13 protein-coding genes are annotated in these 13,633 nt (G+C 63.2%); 6 read left to right on the top strand and 7 right to left on the bottom strand.

The window, feature by feature from the left end; all coding sequences use genetic code 11:
• Window positions 1–128: 128 nt before the first annotated feature.
• From FHY55_RS10780 to dusB, 5 genes are read right to left on the bottom strand one after another with little or no spacing between them, the layout of a single operon-like run.
• Entirely contained in the window at window positions 129–1,535 is a 1,407-nt protein-coding gene (locus FHY55_RS10780; RefSeq protein WP_140014197.1) for a sigma-54 dependent transcriptional regulator, read from the bottom strand.
• Window positions 1,536–1,558: 23 nt separating this feature from the next.
• A complete protein-coding gene (locus tag FHY55_RS10775; protein ID WP_140014196.1) occupies window positions 1,559–3,844 on the bottom strand; it encodes a PAS domain-containing sensor histidine kinase in 2,286 nt (761 codons plus the stop codon).
• Window positions 3,845–3,899: 55 nt separating this feature from the next.
• Window positions 3,900–5,273 carry a response regulator gene (locus FHY55_RS10770; RefSeq protein ID WP_140014195.1) on the bottom strand — a complete coding sequence of 458 codons (1,374 nt, stop codon included), beginning with the start codon at window positions 5,271–5,273 and terminating at the stop codon, window positions 3,900–3,902.
• Between the two features lie 12 nt (window positions 5,274–5,285).
• Window positions 5,286–6,377, bottom strand: coding sequence for a nitrogen regulation protein NR(II) (locus FHY55_RS10765; protein WP_140016083.1), 1,092 nt, complete (start codon window positions 6,375–6,377; stop codon window positions 5,286–5,288).
• Window positions 6,377–7,357, bottom strand: coding sequence for a tRNA dihydrouridine synthase DusB (gene dusB / locus FHY55_RS10760; protein ID WP_140014194.1), 981 nt, complete (start codon window positions 7,355–7,357; stop codon window positions 6,377–6,379). The genes FHY55_RS10765 and dusB overlap by 1 nt, the downstream gene beginning before the upstream one ends.
• 170 nt (window positions 7,358–7,527) lie before the next feature.
• Here dusB and FHY55_RS10755 point away from each other — a divergent pair, with 170 nt between their 5' ends.
• From FHY55_RS10755 to FHY55_RS10745, 3 genes are read left to right on the top strand one after another with little or no spacing between them, the layout of a single operon-like run.
• Window positions 7,528–8,679 (top strand): bifunctional 2-C-methyl-D-erythritol 4-phosphate cytidylyltransferase/2-C-methyl-D-erythritol 2,4-cyclodiphosphate synthase, encoded by a 1,152-nt coding sequence (locus tag FHY55_RS10755; protein ID WP_371706924.1) that lies wholly within the window; start codon window positions 7,528–7,530, stop codon window positions 8,677–8,679.
• Entirely contained in the window at window positions 8,676–9,173 is a 498-nt protein-coding gene (locus FHY55_RS10750; RefSeq protein WP_140014193.1) for a phosphatidylglycerophosphatase A, read from the top strand. Before FHY55_RS10755 ends, FHY55_RS10750 begins: the two co-directional genes overlap by 4 nt.
• Window positions 9,170–9,643, top strand: coding sequence for a CinA family protein (locus FHY55_RS10745; RefSeq protein ID WP_140014192.1), 474 nt, complete (start codon window positions 9,170–9,172; stop codon window positions 9,641–9,643). Before FHY55_RS10750 ends, FHY55_RS10745 begins: the two co-directional genes overlap by 4 nt.
• A gap of 7 nt (window positions 9,644–9,650) precedes the next feature.
• Here FHY55_RS10745 and FHY55_RS10740 read toward each other — a convergent pair whose 3' ends face one another.
• Window positions 9,651–10,145: a type II toxin-antitoxin system RatA family toxin gene (locus FHY55_RS10740; RefSeq protein ID WP_140014191.1), complete on the bottom strand. Its 495-nt coding sequence runs from the start codon at window positions 10,143–10,145 to the stop codon at window positions 9,651–9,653.
• A 70-nt stretch (window positions 10,146–10,215) separates the two neighbouring features.
• Here FHY55_RS10740 and hpt point away from each other — a divergent pair, with 70 nt between their 5' ends.
• Complete coding sequence (hpt, locus tag FHY55_RS10735; protein WP_140014190.1) at window positions 10,216–10,761, top strand: hypoxanthine phosphoribosyltransferase; 546 nt, start codon at window positions 10,216–10,218, stop codon at window positions 10,759–10,761.
• Between the two features lie 123 nt (window positions 10,762–10,884).
• On the opposite strand, the gene FHY55_RS10730 is transcribed toward hpt, so the two are convergent.
• Window positions 10,885–11,796 (bottom strand): tetratricopeptide repeat protein, encoded by a 912-nt coding sequence (locus FHY55_RS10730; RefSeq protein WP_140014189.1) that lies wholly within the window; start codon window positions 11,794–11,796, stop codon window positions 10,885–10,887.
• Between the two features lie 361 nt (window positions 11,797–12,157).
• Between FHY55_RS10730 and FHY55_RS10725 the strand changes: the two genes are divergently transcribed.
• Complete coding sequence (locus FHY55_RS10725; RefSeq protein WP_168222979.1) at window positions 12,158–12,628, top strand: cytochrome c; 471 nt, start codon at window positions 12,158–12,160, stop codon at window positions 12,626–12,628.
• Entirely contained in the window at window positions 12,629–13,516 is an 888-nt protein-coding gene (locus FHY55_RS10720; protein WP_140014187.1) for a c-type cytochrome, read from the top strand.
• Window positions 13,517–13,633 lie beyond the last annotated feature (117 nt).

Here is a 13,633-nt window from a genome sequence, read left to right as displayed (position 1 = left end):
CACAAAACAAACGAATGGGCGAGTTTCCGCCAGTTTGTGATGTGTTTACCAGCCCGGACAGTGGTAACCGCAATCGCTTGGCGCCCGGGCGGGAGCCTGCCCGCCTCAGAGCGCCTGAAGTTCCTGCCCTACTCCGCCGCTTGGCTCTCGATATGCGCCACGCGTGCGCCCGCCTTGGTCGAGGTCACAACACCGAGCGACTTCAGTTTGCGGTGCAAGGCCGAACGCTCCATGCCCACAAAGGTCGCGGTGCGAGAAATATTGCCGCCGAACCGGTTGATCTGGGTCAGCAGATACTCCCGCTCAAACAGCTCCCGTGCCTCGCGCAGCGGCAGGGTTGCCAGCCCGCCCGACAGCACGACGCGGCCATCGTCGTCTTCCTGGCTCTCACCGCCCTGCAACTCCCGCGCATCAATCGGGTCGGTGGTTTCGCCAAGGATCAGCGCCCGCTCGATGATGTTCTTGAGCTGCCGCACGTTGCCCGGCAGGTGCATGGTTTGCAGCAACGCATCGGCTTCTTCCGAAAGCTCCCGCGCCGAAAGGCCCTGGCTGGCGTTGAATTCGGTGATGAAATGCCGCGCCAGTTCCGGGATATCCTCGCGCCGCTCCTCCAGCCCCGGCACCCGGATCGGCACCACGTTGAGCCGGTGATACAGCTCTTCACGGAAAGTGCCGCGCGCAATTTCGGCCTCCAGATCACGGTTGGTCGAGGAGATCACCCGCAGATCGACCCGCACCTTGTCGGCGCCGCCAACCCGCTGAAACTGTTGGTCAACCAGCACCCGCAGAATTTTGGACTGGGTGCCAAGCGGCATATCCGCAACCTCGTCGAAATAGAGCACGCCGCCGTGGGCCTGCTCCAGCAGGCCCGGCTCCACGCCGCGGGCATCGCTCTCGCGTCCAAACAGCACCTCTTCCATCCGGTCGGGCTCGATAGACGCCGAGTTGACCGACACGAAAGGCGAAGATGCGCGTGACGAGTTGGCGTGAATGTAGCGCGCCGCCACTTCCTTGCCCGAGCCGGCAGGCCCCGTCAGCATCACCCGCCCGTTGGATTTGGTGACCTTATCCAGCTGGCTCTTCAGCGCTTTGAAGGCGGTGGAATTGCCAACCATATCGGTGACGCTCACCTCCTTGCGGCGGAGCTGCGAGTTTTCGCGGCGCAGGCGAGAGGTTTCCATCGCGCGGCGGATCACCACCATCAGCTGGTCGATGTTGAAGGGCTTCTCGATAAAGTCGTAGGCCCCCTGCTTGATCGCGGCCACCGCGATCTCGATGTTGCCATGCCCCGATATAATGACGATCGGAATATCGGGGTTATCGCGTTTCACCGTTTTCAGGATGTCGATTCCATCCATCCGGCTGTCTTTCAGCCAGATGTCGAGGATCATCAGCGCAGGCGGCGCTTCGTTGATCTCGGCCATGCAGTCGTCGGAGTTGCCCGCGAGCCGGGTCTGAAACCCCTCGTCGCGCAGGATGTCTCCTACCAATTCGCGGATGTCGCGCTCGTCGTCTACAATCAGAATATCGGTCATCGCTGCTCTTCCTTCCTTTCCTGTCATTCGGCGGCTGCGCTGATCTCGGCGCTGCGCGGAAGCCTGACAACGGCCAGAGCGCCGCGGTGCGCCCCTTCCGTGAAAGGCTCGGCATCGGTGAGTTCGAGGCTGCCGCCATGTTCTTCGATGATCTTCTTCACGATAGGCAGGCCGAGGCCGGTGCCCTTTTCCCTTGTCGTCACGTAGGGCTCAAAGAGCCGTCCGCGGTCTTCCGGCAGGCCGATCCCGTTGTCGGCCACTTCCACCACCGCCTCCCCGGCGTCGGTGTATAGACGGACGCGTACATTGGGCACGTGGCCCTCGGGCGCGCCTTTTTCCTGCAGGCTTTCAATGGCTTCCCCGGCGTTCTTGATCAGGTTGATCAGCGCCTGGCTCACCATGGTTTCATCCAGATCAGCCATCACGCCGCCGGTTTCATCCTCATACTGGAGCCCGTCACCAAGGCTCTCGCGTTGCAACAGCACCGCATCCCGCAGCACCTTCGCCAGATTAACCGGCTTGCGGTCCGGCTCGGGCATCCGGGCGAACTTGGAAAACTCATCGACAATACGGCGCAGATCCCCGGTCTGGCGCACGATCACGCCGGTAAGCTGATCAAGGCTCTCGGCCTCTTCGCCCACCATGGGCGTGAACTTGCGGCGAATGCGCTCGGCCGATAGCTGGATCGGCGTCAGCGGATTTTTGATTTCATGGGCAATCCGGCGCGCCACGTCACCCCAGGCGGCCATGCGCTGTGCGGTCACCAGCTCGGACACATCATCGAAGGCCACCACGTAGCCTTCGATCTCGCCCTCCTCGCCGCGCCGCCGGGCCATCCGCACCAGCAGCGTTTCGAGCTTGCCCTTGCGGCTGATCTTGATCTCTTCGCGGGCCACTTCCTTTTCACCGGTGCGCAGGCGCTCCAGCAATCCGGCAAACTCCGGCACCGCCTGCCCCACCGCAATATGGGGCTCACTCGCATCGCCGAGGTCCAACAGCGCATGGGCCGAGCGGTTCATGAACTCCACCTGCCCGTTCGGATCCAGCCCGATCACGCCAGCGGTGACAGAAGACAACACCTGCTCAAAAAGCCGACGGCGCTCTTCGATCCGCGCCGAATTGTCGAGCAGCCGGGTGCGCTGGCCTTTCAGCTGGCGGGTCATCTGGTTGAAGATCCGGCCCAGCATGGCGATTTCATCATCGCCCGAGTCCTCGATCACCCGCACGTCAAGGTCACCCTCGCCCACACGCTGCGCAGCCCCCGTCAAGCGGCCCACCGGGCGGCTGAGGCGCTCGGCAAACCACAGGCCGAGCCAGATCGAGGCAAGGATCAGGATCGCGGCAAAGCCCAGATAAATAACACCAAACTCAAAGAGCCTGCGCCCGCGCTCCTGCTCCAGCTGGTTGTAGACCGTCACTGTCTCTTCGGTGTCGTCGAGCAGCCCGAGCAACTGGCCATCCACCTCGCGGGACACGTAGAGGAAGCGGTCGGGGAAGGCGCTCAGCCGCAGGAGCGCACGAAATTCGCTATTCTCCCAATCTTCGATGATCACGGTTTCGCCCGCCCGTGCCGCCTCCATCTGCGCTTCGGTCGGTTTCTCGAAGTCGAAGAGATAGGAGCGCTCGCCGCGAGCCCGCAGATCGCCCCCGCCGTCGATCACATAGGCCTCACGCAACCCGCGCTGCACCTGCGCCTGCCCCTGCCCCAACACCTGCCGGATTTGCCCGTCGCTCACTGCGCCACGGGCCGCGCGGGCCACGTTGAGGTAGCCGGCCAGCACGGCGGCGTCCTGCTCCAGATCGTGCCGGTGCTCGGCCTTGTAGGCCTGCGCAGCCTCCAATGACGCGCCCACCACCTCGCGCACCCGGTCAGAAAACCAGCTTTCAAGGCCGAGGTTGATGGTGAGGCCCGCGAAAACCGCCACAAGAACGGTGGGCACAGCCGCAATGAGCGCGAAGACGCCGGTGAGGCGTAGGTGCAGACGTGACCCTGCCGACTTTCGCCGGCGCGCAGCCACCAGCTTGCCCACCTGCCAGAGCACGAGCGCGGCCACGATGAGCACGTAAACGATATCAGCCAGAAGAATCGCCCGAAGCGCGGGCGAGTTCGCGCCCTGCCCGAACGGGCCGAGCGTCAGGTATGTACCGATTGCCAGCGCAGGGCCAAGAACGACAAGCGCGAGCGTCGCTGCATTGCGCAAACGACGCAATCTACGCAATTTAACAAGGCGTTCCCACCCAAACGCTCGTGCGGAGGATCCCACCGCATGCCTCACATATCTAGTGCCCCCGAAAGGGCATACCGCCATATCCCGTGATCTCACCGGGGGCCTGAGGCCCCTCTGCCACGGCTATGTTGCCCTTTTACATCAATTTGCGGCGGCGTGTCACCTGAATATCGAGGTCATTTATCTTCTTGCGGAGGGTATTTCGGTTGATGCCCAGCAAATCGGCGCATTTGGCCTGATTGCCACCGGTCGCATCGAGCGCAATTTCGATCAGCGGAAGCTCCACCTCCTTGAGAATCCGGGTGTAGAGCCCCGGCGGCGGCAGCGCGCCGCCATGCAGATCGAAGTAGCGGCGCAGATGTTTCGCAACCGAAGACGAAAGCTTTTCACCGTCGCCCCCGCCCACAAGCGGCTCGATCTCCGGCTGCGAGCTTAGCACCGCCTCAACATCGGCAAGGCCAACCTGCTCTTCGGTGGCCGTCACCACCAACCGGCGAATGGTATTTTCCAACTGGCGCACATTGCCGGGCCAGCTGTAAGCGCGGATCAGCTCCATCGCGGGCGGAGCGATGCGCTTGGCAGGAGCCCCTTCCCTGTCGGAGCGTGAGAGGAAGTGCTCGGCCAGAAGCGGGATGTCATCCACCCTTTCGCGCAGAGACGGCACATTGATGGTCACGCCGCCAAGCCGGTAAAACAGATCCTGCCGGAAGCCGCCGCTTTCCATCCGTTCCATCAGGTTGCCCTGCGAGGTGCTCATCACCCGTGGCGCGGAATCTCCGAAGGCATCGAGCATGCGCACGATCCGTCCCTGCGCCTCATCATCGAGGTCGGCGATTTCATCAAAGAGCAGCGAGCCGCCCCGGGCGCGGGCCACCACCTGCGCCGGGCCATCCGCCCCTTGCAGATCACCGGGCGACACCACCACGAAGGGCAATGTGCGCCTGTCGGAAAAGTCATGAATTGCACGCGCAATCAAGGACTTGCCCGTGCCACTTTCGCCCGTGACGAGCACCGGGAGGTCAGTGTTCATGACCTTTGCCACCAGCCGGTAGAGCCCCTGCATCTGCGGGGTGCGGCCCACCAGCGGCAGGTCACTATCGGTCTGCGGCACCTCGGGCGCTTCGGCCCGCTGCGTTGCCAGGCGTCGCCTGCTCTCAAGCGCCCGTGCGGCGCGTTTCATCAGGTCTGGCAGGTCGAACGGCTTCGGGAGGTAGTCGTAGGCCTCCGCCTCGGCGGCCTGAATCGCCGTCATGATGGTGTTTTGCGCCGAGATCACGATCACCGGCAGGCCGGGCCGCTCGGACGAGATTTTTGGAAGTGTTTCCAAACCGTTGCCGTCAGGCATGACAACATCGGAGATCACCAGATCGCCCTTGCCCTCCTCGACCCAGCGCATCAGCGTGACCAGCGACGAGGTGGCATGCACCCGGCAGCCAGCCCGGGTCAGCGCCTGCGTGAGCACGGTGCGTATCGTGCGGTCGTCGTCAGCTACCAGTACCGTTCCGTCCATCGGTCGTTGCTCCTAGTAATATTCGCTGTTGCTCAGATCGGGTGCCACCTGAAGTGACACCCGGAACACTGTTTTGCCGGGCACCGAATCCACCTGAATCCAGCCGTGATGCTCGCCTATGATTTTCGTGACCAAGGCCAGCCCAAGCCCGGTGCCGTTTTCGCGGCCCGATACGAAGGGCTCGAATATCTCATCCGATATCTCTTCGGGCAGGCCCGGCCCATTGTCTGTGATCTCCACCTGCAACGGCACAGCGGCGCCCTTGCCATCCTTGCCCCGCAACCTCAGCGACAGGTCATAAAAGGTGCGGATCCTGATGACGCCCTCATGCTTTGGGCCAAGCTTTTCAGCCGCTTCGGCGGCGTTCTTGAAGAGGTTGAGAAACACCTGCAGCAGCTGGTCAGAATCGCCCAATGTTGGCGGCAGCGAGGGGTCGTAGTCATCTATGAAGGTCATCCCCGCCGCATAGCCCACCTCGGCAGACTTGCGGGCCCGGTCGAGAATATCGTGGATGTTCACCGGCTTCATCAGCGGCGGGCGCACGTTGCCAAACTGCTCCACCTGCTCCAGCAACTTCACGATCCGGCGGCTCTCGGCAACGATCAGGTCGGTCAGCTCCAGCTCGGATTTGGGCAGGTTCATCGAAATCAGCTGCGCCGCCCCGGTGATGCCCGCCAGCGGGTTTTTGATTTCATGGGCCAGCATCTCGGCCATGCCGATCGCGCTCTTGGCGGTGGCATGCACCGAATGCGCACGGCCTAGCTTGCCGGCAATCTCTCGCGGCGAGATCAGCATGAGCAGGCGCTTGCTGTCATCGTTCAGCGGCGCGATCTGCAGGTTGCAATGCACCGGCGGGCGCTCTCCGGTGCCAAGGTCCACATCATTGACGAAGAGCGCCGATTGATTCTTGCGCACCCGCTCGAAGCCGCCCTCAATAGGCGCGGCAACCATGATCTTTTCCCAAACGTGGTGGCCTTTGAGCGAGCGCAACGAGGTGTTCAGAAAGGTCTCTGCCGCCGGGTTGATATCGTCGATCTGGTCCTTGTCATCCAGCAGGATGGCAGGCACCGGCAGCGAGACCCAGATGATGTTTTCGCGGTCCATCATGCAGCCTCACTCTGGCGGGCGGGGATATCGTGGATGAAGGCGCGCACGCGGGCCGGGTCGGTTTCCGTCAGGATCTCGCGGCGCAGCGTGGGCGCAGTTTGAGCCCGATCCATGTACCAACCGAGGTGTTTGCGGGCGACGCGGTTGCCGAGCGCGGCACCGTAGAAGGCAATCATCGCGTCGTAGTGGCGGCAGATCATCTGCGCGAGGTCCGCGCCCTTCGGGATGATCGGGGCCGGCCCCTGCCCCAGCGCATGGGCAATTTCGGCCAGCCGCCATGGCGCACCCTGCGCCCCGCGCCCCACCATCACGCCATCGGCGCCAGACGCGGCCAGCGCGGCGCGGGCCGAAGCGGCATCTGTGATGTCTCCGTTGACGATAACCGGGATCGACACCGCCTCTTTCACCGCTCGGATCGCGGCCCAGTCGGCCCGGCCTTTGTAAAACTGGCAGCGGGTGCGGCCGTGAACGGTGACCATCTTCACACCGGCCTGCTCGGCGCGGGCAGCCAGCTCTGGTGCGTTGATCTGCCCGTCGTCCCAGCCCAGGCGGCATTTCAACGTCACCGGCACGCGGACCGCGGCGACAACCGCCTCGATCAGCGTGAGCGCATGATCGAGATCCTTCATCAGCGCCGAGCCAGAGAGGCCGCCTGTCACCTTCTTGGCGGGGCAGCCCATGTTGATGTCGATGATATTTGCGCCGTTCTCTTCCACCATCGCGGCGGCGCGGGCCATCCACTCGGCATCGCGGCCCGCCAGCTGGATCGAGGTTGCCTGTTCGCCAAACCCCAGCTCGGCCCGCTCGCGCACGCCGGGCTTTGCCTGCACCATCTCCTGGCTCGCCACCATCTCTGACACCACCAAACCCGCGCCGAAGCTGGCCACCAACTGGCGGAACGGCAGGTCTGTGATGCCCGCGAGCGGGGCGAGGAGAACCGGAGGGTCTAACTTTATATCTGCCACGGAAACGGACAAATGCTTAATCCTTGAGCAACTCTTGCTACATATCGGCGGTTCGCGCCCGAATGCAAAGGCTTGGGCGTGGGTTTTCACGGTCCAGACATGAAGCGATTAATTTTTGTGCAGCCCTTTGCGCTGAGGGGTCTTCTGTTGCCCCCGGTAGCGGCAGGGCGTAGAGGGGTCTGGTGCCAAAAGACACCGTGCATATCGCCGCGCTGATTGTCGCCGCCGGGCGTGGAACCCGGGCTGGGGGCGCGATTCCCAAACAATACCAGAACCTTGGCGGAATGCCGTTACTGGCTCGCACGTTGGGTGTTTTCTTGCAGCACGAAAAAGTGGCAAGCGTCACGGTCGTGATTGGCGAGGACGATGAAGCCTTGGCGCGCGCGGCGGTGCCCGGCGGCGTTGCGCAGGTCGTCGGGGCCGATAGCCGCGCCCGCTCTGTTGCTGCGGGGCTCGCGGCTCTGCCGGAGGATGCGACCCATGTGCTGATCCATGACGGCGCCCGGCCCTTGGTGTCGAAGACGCTGATTTCACGGGTGATTTCCGCTCTGGAGCAGTCCCCGGGCGCGGCGCCTGCCCTTGCGGTCACCGATGCGCTCTGGCGCGCCGGCGATGGCGTGGTGCAGGCGGTGCAGCCGCGTGATGGCCTGTGGCGGGCGCAAACGCCGCAGGGGTTTGAATTGGCGGCCATCCGTGCGGCGCATGCGGCATTTCAGGGGACGGCTGCGGATGATGTAGAGGTGGCACTGGCAGCCGGGCTGGGCGTGGCGCTGGTGACGGGTGAAGAGCGGAACCTGAAGGTGACACACCCCGAGGACTTCACCCGCGCGGAGAGAATTTTGAAGGAAGATCAGATGGCTATCCGGGTTGGCAACGGGTTTGATGTACATCGCTTTGGCGCAGGAGACCACGTGGTGCTTTGCGGCGTGACGGTGCCCCACGGGCGCGGGCTTCAGGGCCATTCGGATGCCGATGTGGGGATGCACGCGGTGACTGATGCGATCTATGGCGCGCTGGCCGAGGGGGATATCGGGCAACATTTTCCGCCCTCCGACCCGCAGTGGAAGGGCGCAGCGAGCGAGATTTTTCTCAAGCATTCCGTGGAGTTGGCCGACACGTGGGGCTTTGCCCTCGGCAATGTAGACCTCACGCTGATCTGCGAGCGGCCCAAGATCGGGCCGCATGCGCCAGCGATGCGGGCAGAGATGGCGCGGATCATGGGGTGTGAGCTTGGCTGCGTTTCGGTGAAAGCCACCACATCGGAGCGGCTCGGGTTTACCGGGCGGGAAGAAGGGATCGCGGCGATGGCGACGGTTGTACTGGTGCCGAAATGAAGGTGCTAACCCACGGGATCGCGACGTTTTTCTGGGTCGGCCACCTGCGGCCAGCACCGGGAACCTGGGGCTCACTCGCCGCGCTTCCGGCGGGCTATGTGATTGCGCTCTACGCAGGCTTTTGGGGGTTGGCGCTGGCAACGCTCACGGCCTTCGCGCTCGGCCTTTGGGCCACGGCGGAAGAGACGCGGGGCGCGGCAGATCATGACCCATCCGAGATTGTGGTCGATGAGGTCGTCGGCCAGTGGATTGCCTTGTTTCCAGTGGTTTACGGGGCCATCGCCGCCGGTCAGGAGCTGCATCGCCTCTGGCCCGGATGGCTCGCGGCCTTCGTGCTCTTCCGGCTGTTCGACATCACCAAACCCTGGCTCGTGGGCTGGGCAGACCGGCGCGGGGATGCGCTGGGGGTGATGCTGGATGACGTGATTGCCGGGGTCTTCGCAGCGGTGGCCGTGATGGCGCTGGCCGGTTTGGCCCATGGAATTTTGATGTGAGCATTGCCTCTGACCTTCTTGATATTGCACGAAAATCTGGCGCTACGCTTGCCACGGCAGAAAGTTGCACCGGTGGGATGATTGCGGCGGCGATTACCGATGTGGCCGGATCTTCGGATGTGTTCGACCGGGGATTCGTGACCTACTCCAACGCCGCCAAGCAAGAGATGCTCGGGGTTAAAGGCGAAACCCTTGAAGCTCATGGCGCGGTTTCCGAAGAAGTTGCGGCAGAGATGGCCAAGGGCGCCCTCGCCCGCTCGGCGGCAACACTGGCGGTGTCGGTCACGGGCATCGCGGGGCCTGGCGGCTCGGAGCACAAGCCGGAGGGTCGGGTGTGCTTTGGGCTGGCGTGGGGCGATTATGTGATCACAGAAACGCGGGAGTTTGGCGCGCCGGGGCGCGACGCGGTGCGCAAAGCAACTGTTAACCACGCCCTGCGGCTCATGATGTCAAAACTATCGCCGCAATAACAGCGCGTTACGAGCCCTTCTTAACCCCGTAGAGCTCGTCGGCCCGCGCCTCGAAGGCCCTTACAATGCGCTGCATGGCCTCGTTGAAGAACATCCCGGCCGCCCCTTGCAGCAGACGGTTCTTGAATTCGAAGTCCACCTCGAAGTGCACCTCGCAGCCCCCCGGCGCAGGCGTCATCTGCCAGACAGACCGCATATGCTTGAACGGGCCGTCGATGTAGCGCGTTTCGATCCGCTTCGCCTCCTCGAAGAGCCAAACGCGCGACAGAAAGGTTTCACGGAAAACCTTAAACGAAATGACCAGATCGGCCTCCATGATCTCGCAGCGGCCAAACCGCTGCTGACCATGCTCCAGCTCGTCCACCGGCACCTCACGGCGCGACCGCACCCGCGCCGCTGCCGTCCATGGCAGAAACTTGGGATAGGAGGCCACATCGGCAACCAGATCATAGATTTCCTGAGCGGAATAAGGGAGTTGGCGGGTCTCTGCGTGGCGGGTCATGAGGCCTGTATCATCGCGGCTGGATAGGCCATGATGAGCCCGAACGCGCCGGGGATTGCAAGGGGAAGCCATGCCGCAGCGACCGTATGTCATCGACCAGATGATTTCTGCCAAGGCGATTGCCGCCAAAATCGAGGAACTGGCCCGCAAGATCGAGGCCGAATTCAGCGGCACCGACAAGCTGGTGGTGATTGGCCTCCTGCGCGGCTCATTCGTGTTTATCGCCGATCTGGTGCGCGAGATGGACCTGCCGCTGGAGGTGGATTTCATCGAGGCGTCCAGCTACGGCGACGCGATGGAGAGCAGCAAGGAAGTGCGCATTCTCAAAGACTTGCGCGGCGAAATTCATGGGCGCGATGTGCTCGTGGTGGAGGATATCGTCGATACCGGCTTTACCCTGCACCACGTCATCCACATGCTGAAGGCCCGCGAGCCTGCCCGCCTGCGCACCATTGCCCTGCTCGACAAACCATCGCGGCGCGAAGTGGATTTTGCCGCCGATTTCATAGGCTTCGACATCCCTGACGAGTTTGTCGTGGGCTACGGGATCGACTATGCCCAGCGAAACCGCGACCTGCCCTATATCGGCAAGGTCCGCTTTCCGGACGAAGGTTAATTTCGCAGCGTTAACCCCAAAAAGCGAAGGGCAACATCCTGTGCACAAGTGATGCACAGGCGATGCACACGTCAAATGACATAGGGCGTATTAATCAACCCATCGCGCGGCCCTGTGATCACATCACTCCGCGCCAATGCTTTCGGCAAAGCGTTTGGCCGCGTCTTCCTCTTCCACGGTCAGGTATTCCACCAGCGGCTCGCAGGTTTGGATGAAGTTTTCACGGTCGCTGTCGGCGGCGTTGTTGATGCCCCAGAGGCAGTAGCCATAGCCTTCCACCGGATCCTGCCACCAGCCTTCGGTGGAGGTGGCAAATTCGCCAAGGTTCACTCCGGCGAGCGCGAGGCCGCCGTCAATCGCCTTGCGGAAGGCCAGATAGGCGGCTTCGGGGTTGGGCGCGCCAACCATGCCGTGCTGATTGAACAGCGCGACGGCATTCCAGGCCTGCGGATGACCTGCGAGGGCGGATTCGGTGTAGAGCTCAAGCGCGCGATTGAGGTCTTCCTCCACGCCCTGCCCGAGCCGGTAGTAGTTGGCGAGGTTGTAAAGCGCGTGCTTTTCGCCCGCCTCGGCGCCGATCTGGTAGTATTCGACGGCTTTGGAGAGGTCTTTTTCCACCCCCTCGCCGCGCTCATACATCAGGGCGAGCCCGTTGGCCGCCGCGCCATAGCCCGATTCGATGGCCTGCTCATAAAGGGCGCGGGCCTTGTCGAAGTCTTGCGGCACCCCTTCGGCACCGTTCTGGTAGAGGTGGCCGAGGTTATACATGGCCTTCTGGTGGCCCTGCGCGATCGCCTTTTCATACCAGCCAATCGCCGCTGGCGGGTTTGCCTCGGTGCCTTCGCCGTCTTTCAAGGCAATGCCATAGACGTTTTGCGCATCGGGGTGGCCGGCCTCGGCGGCGGGGATCAGCACTGTCATCGCCAAATCCCAATGTCCGTCGTTATAGGCTTGCCGCGCGGCTTCTACCTCATCGGCAGTTTGCGCGGCGAGCGGGCTGGCGAGAAGGCAGAGGGCAAGGGCTGTGGCGCGCATGGGCGGCTCCTTTCAAAGGGTCTTGGAAAACTCGGCACATGCGGCCCGCTCGGCCTTGGCCACGGTGTTGGATGGGGCGATGGTGAACGGGCGGTGCAAAGCAGAGCTCTCGTAATAGCGGCTAAAATTTCAGCCCGAGTGTAGCAGCCTGCCCTGCTGAAGAAAGTGAAAGTCACTGTCATGTCATGCAGATAACATCTAAGCGAGCCACCGCCTGCCGAAGCGGAAACCGCTTGCCGCCGTGCGTGGGTGGAGGCCAAGCTGTGCATAACCGCACCATTTGGCTGCGGAAATGACAGAAAGAGCAGGGACGGGTGCTGGTGTAGCCTCGGGCCACGTCGATCAACAGTTGGAGGAATTCATGAAGACCACAGCCAAGCGCATCAGCTTCGTTCTTGCCGCGACCCTCGCGGCAGGCAGCGCTTTTGCCGCCAGCCATGCGATGGAGCAGCAAGAAGCCCGCGAAGCCCTGATGAAGGAGATGGGCAAGAACCTCGGCACTCTCGGCAAAATGGCCAAGGGCGAGATTGATTTTGACGGGGCCGCAGCCAGCGCCGCCGCCACCGCTTTGCATGAGGCCGCCGAGAAGGCGCTTGCGGATGACATGTGGAGCGAAGACTCTGACAGCATGTCGGTCGACGGCAGCCGCGCCATGCCTGAAATTTGGGACAACTACGCAGATTTTCAGGAAAAGGGTGCCACGCTGATCGCCGCTATCGAAAGCGCTCAGGCGGCGACCGGTGAAGGCTTGCAGGCCGTTCAGGCTTCGATGGGCGATCTGGGTGGGGCCTGCGGCGGCTGCCACAAGGTCTACCGCGCGCCGGAAGAATAAATGCATCCGCTGTTTCGCTGGATCATCGCGGTGGCGCTCGTGGGCGCCGCCGTTTTCTGGGTTGTAACCATTCCGGGCGATGTGCCCGAGGAGGATCTCGCCGGGCTGGAAGGCGATCCGGCACGCGGCGAGGGCCTGTTTTGGGCGGCGGGCTGCGCCAATTGCCACGCCGCACCGGGCACGGAAGATGAGGCGCGGCTGGTGCTGGCGGGCGGGCAGAAATTTCCCTCCCCCTTCGGCACCTTCCTCGCGCCCAACATCTCGCCCAGTGACGAAGGCATTGGCGGCTGGAGCCTGCATGACCTTGCCCGCGCGATGGTGAAGGGGGTGAATGCCGAGGGCCAGCACCTGTACCCCGCCTTCCCCTACAACTCCTACGATGGCATGGCGCTGCAGGACGTGGCCGATATTCACGCCTATATTCAAACCCTGCCGCCCGACACCACGCCGAGCCAGCCCCATGAGGTTGGCTTTCCGTTCAACATCCGGCGTTCGCTGGGGGGCTGGAAGCTGCTCTTCATGCGCGACGGCTGGCAGGTTGAGGGCGACCTGACCGAGCAGCAGCAGCGCGGGCGCTATCTGGTTGAGGCTCTGGCCCATTGCGGCGAATGCCACACCCCGCGCAACGTGCTTGGCGGATGGACGGGAGAGTGGCTGGGCGGCGCGGCCTCGCCAGACGGCAAAGGGCGCATCCCCAACATCACCCCGGGCGGGCTGGACTGGTCAGAAAGCGATATTGCCGAATATCTGAAATCCGGCTTTACGCCCGAGTTTGACACCGCAGGCGGCGAGATGGCCGTTGTGGTGGAAAGCACCGCGAAGCTGACGGATGAAGACCGCGCGGCGATTGCGGCCTACCTCAAGGCCGTGCCTGCGGTTGGTGACTGATCCTTAGCCAGCCGTGCCCTGGCCGCCCTGCCGGGGCACGCCGGGGTGCGGCTGGCGCAGCACTGCAGGTGATCGCGCTACTGGCCCGCACAGGGCCGGACTGTTCGCCCGCATTCG

Origin of the sequence: Oceanicola sp. D3, assembly GCF_006351965.1 — a bacterium.
Classification (GTDB): Bacteria; Pseudomonadota; Alphaproteobacteria; order Rhodobacterales; family Rhodobacteraceae; genus Vannielia.
Note: the sequence above shows the minus strand (reverse complement) of the source record. Positions and strands in the feature narration are given on the sequence as shown.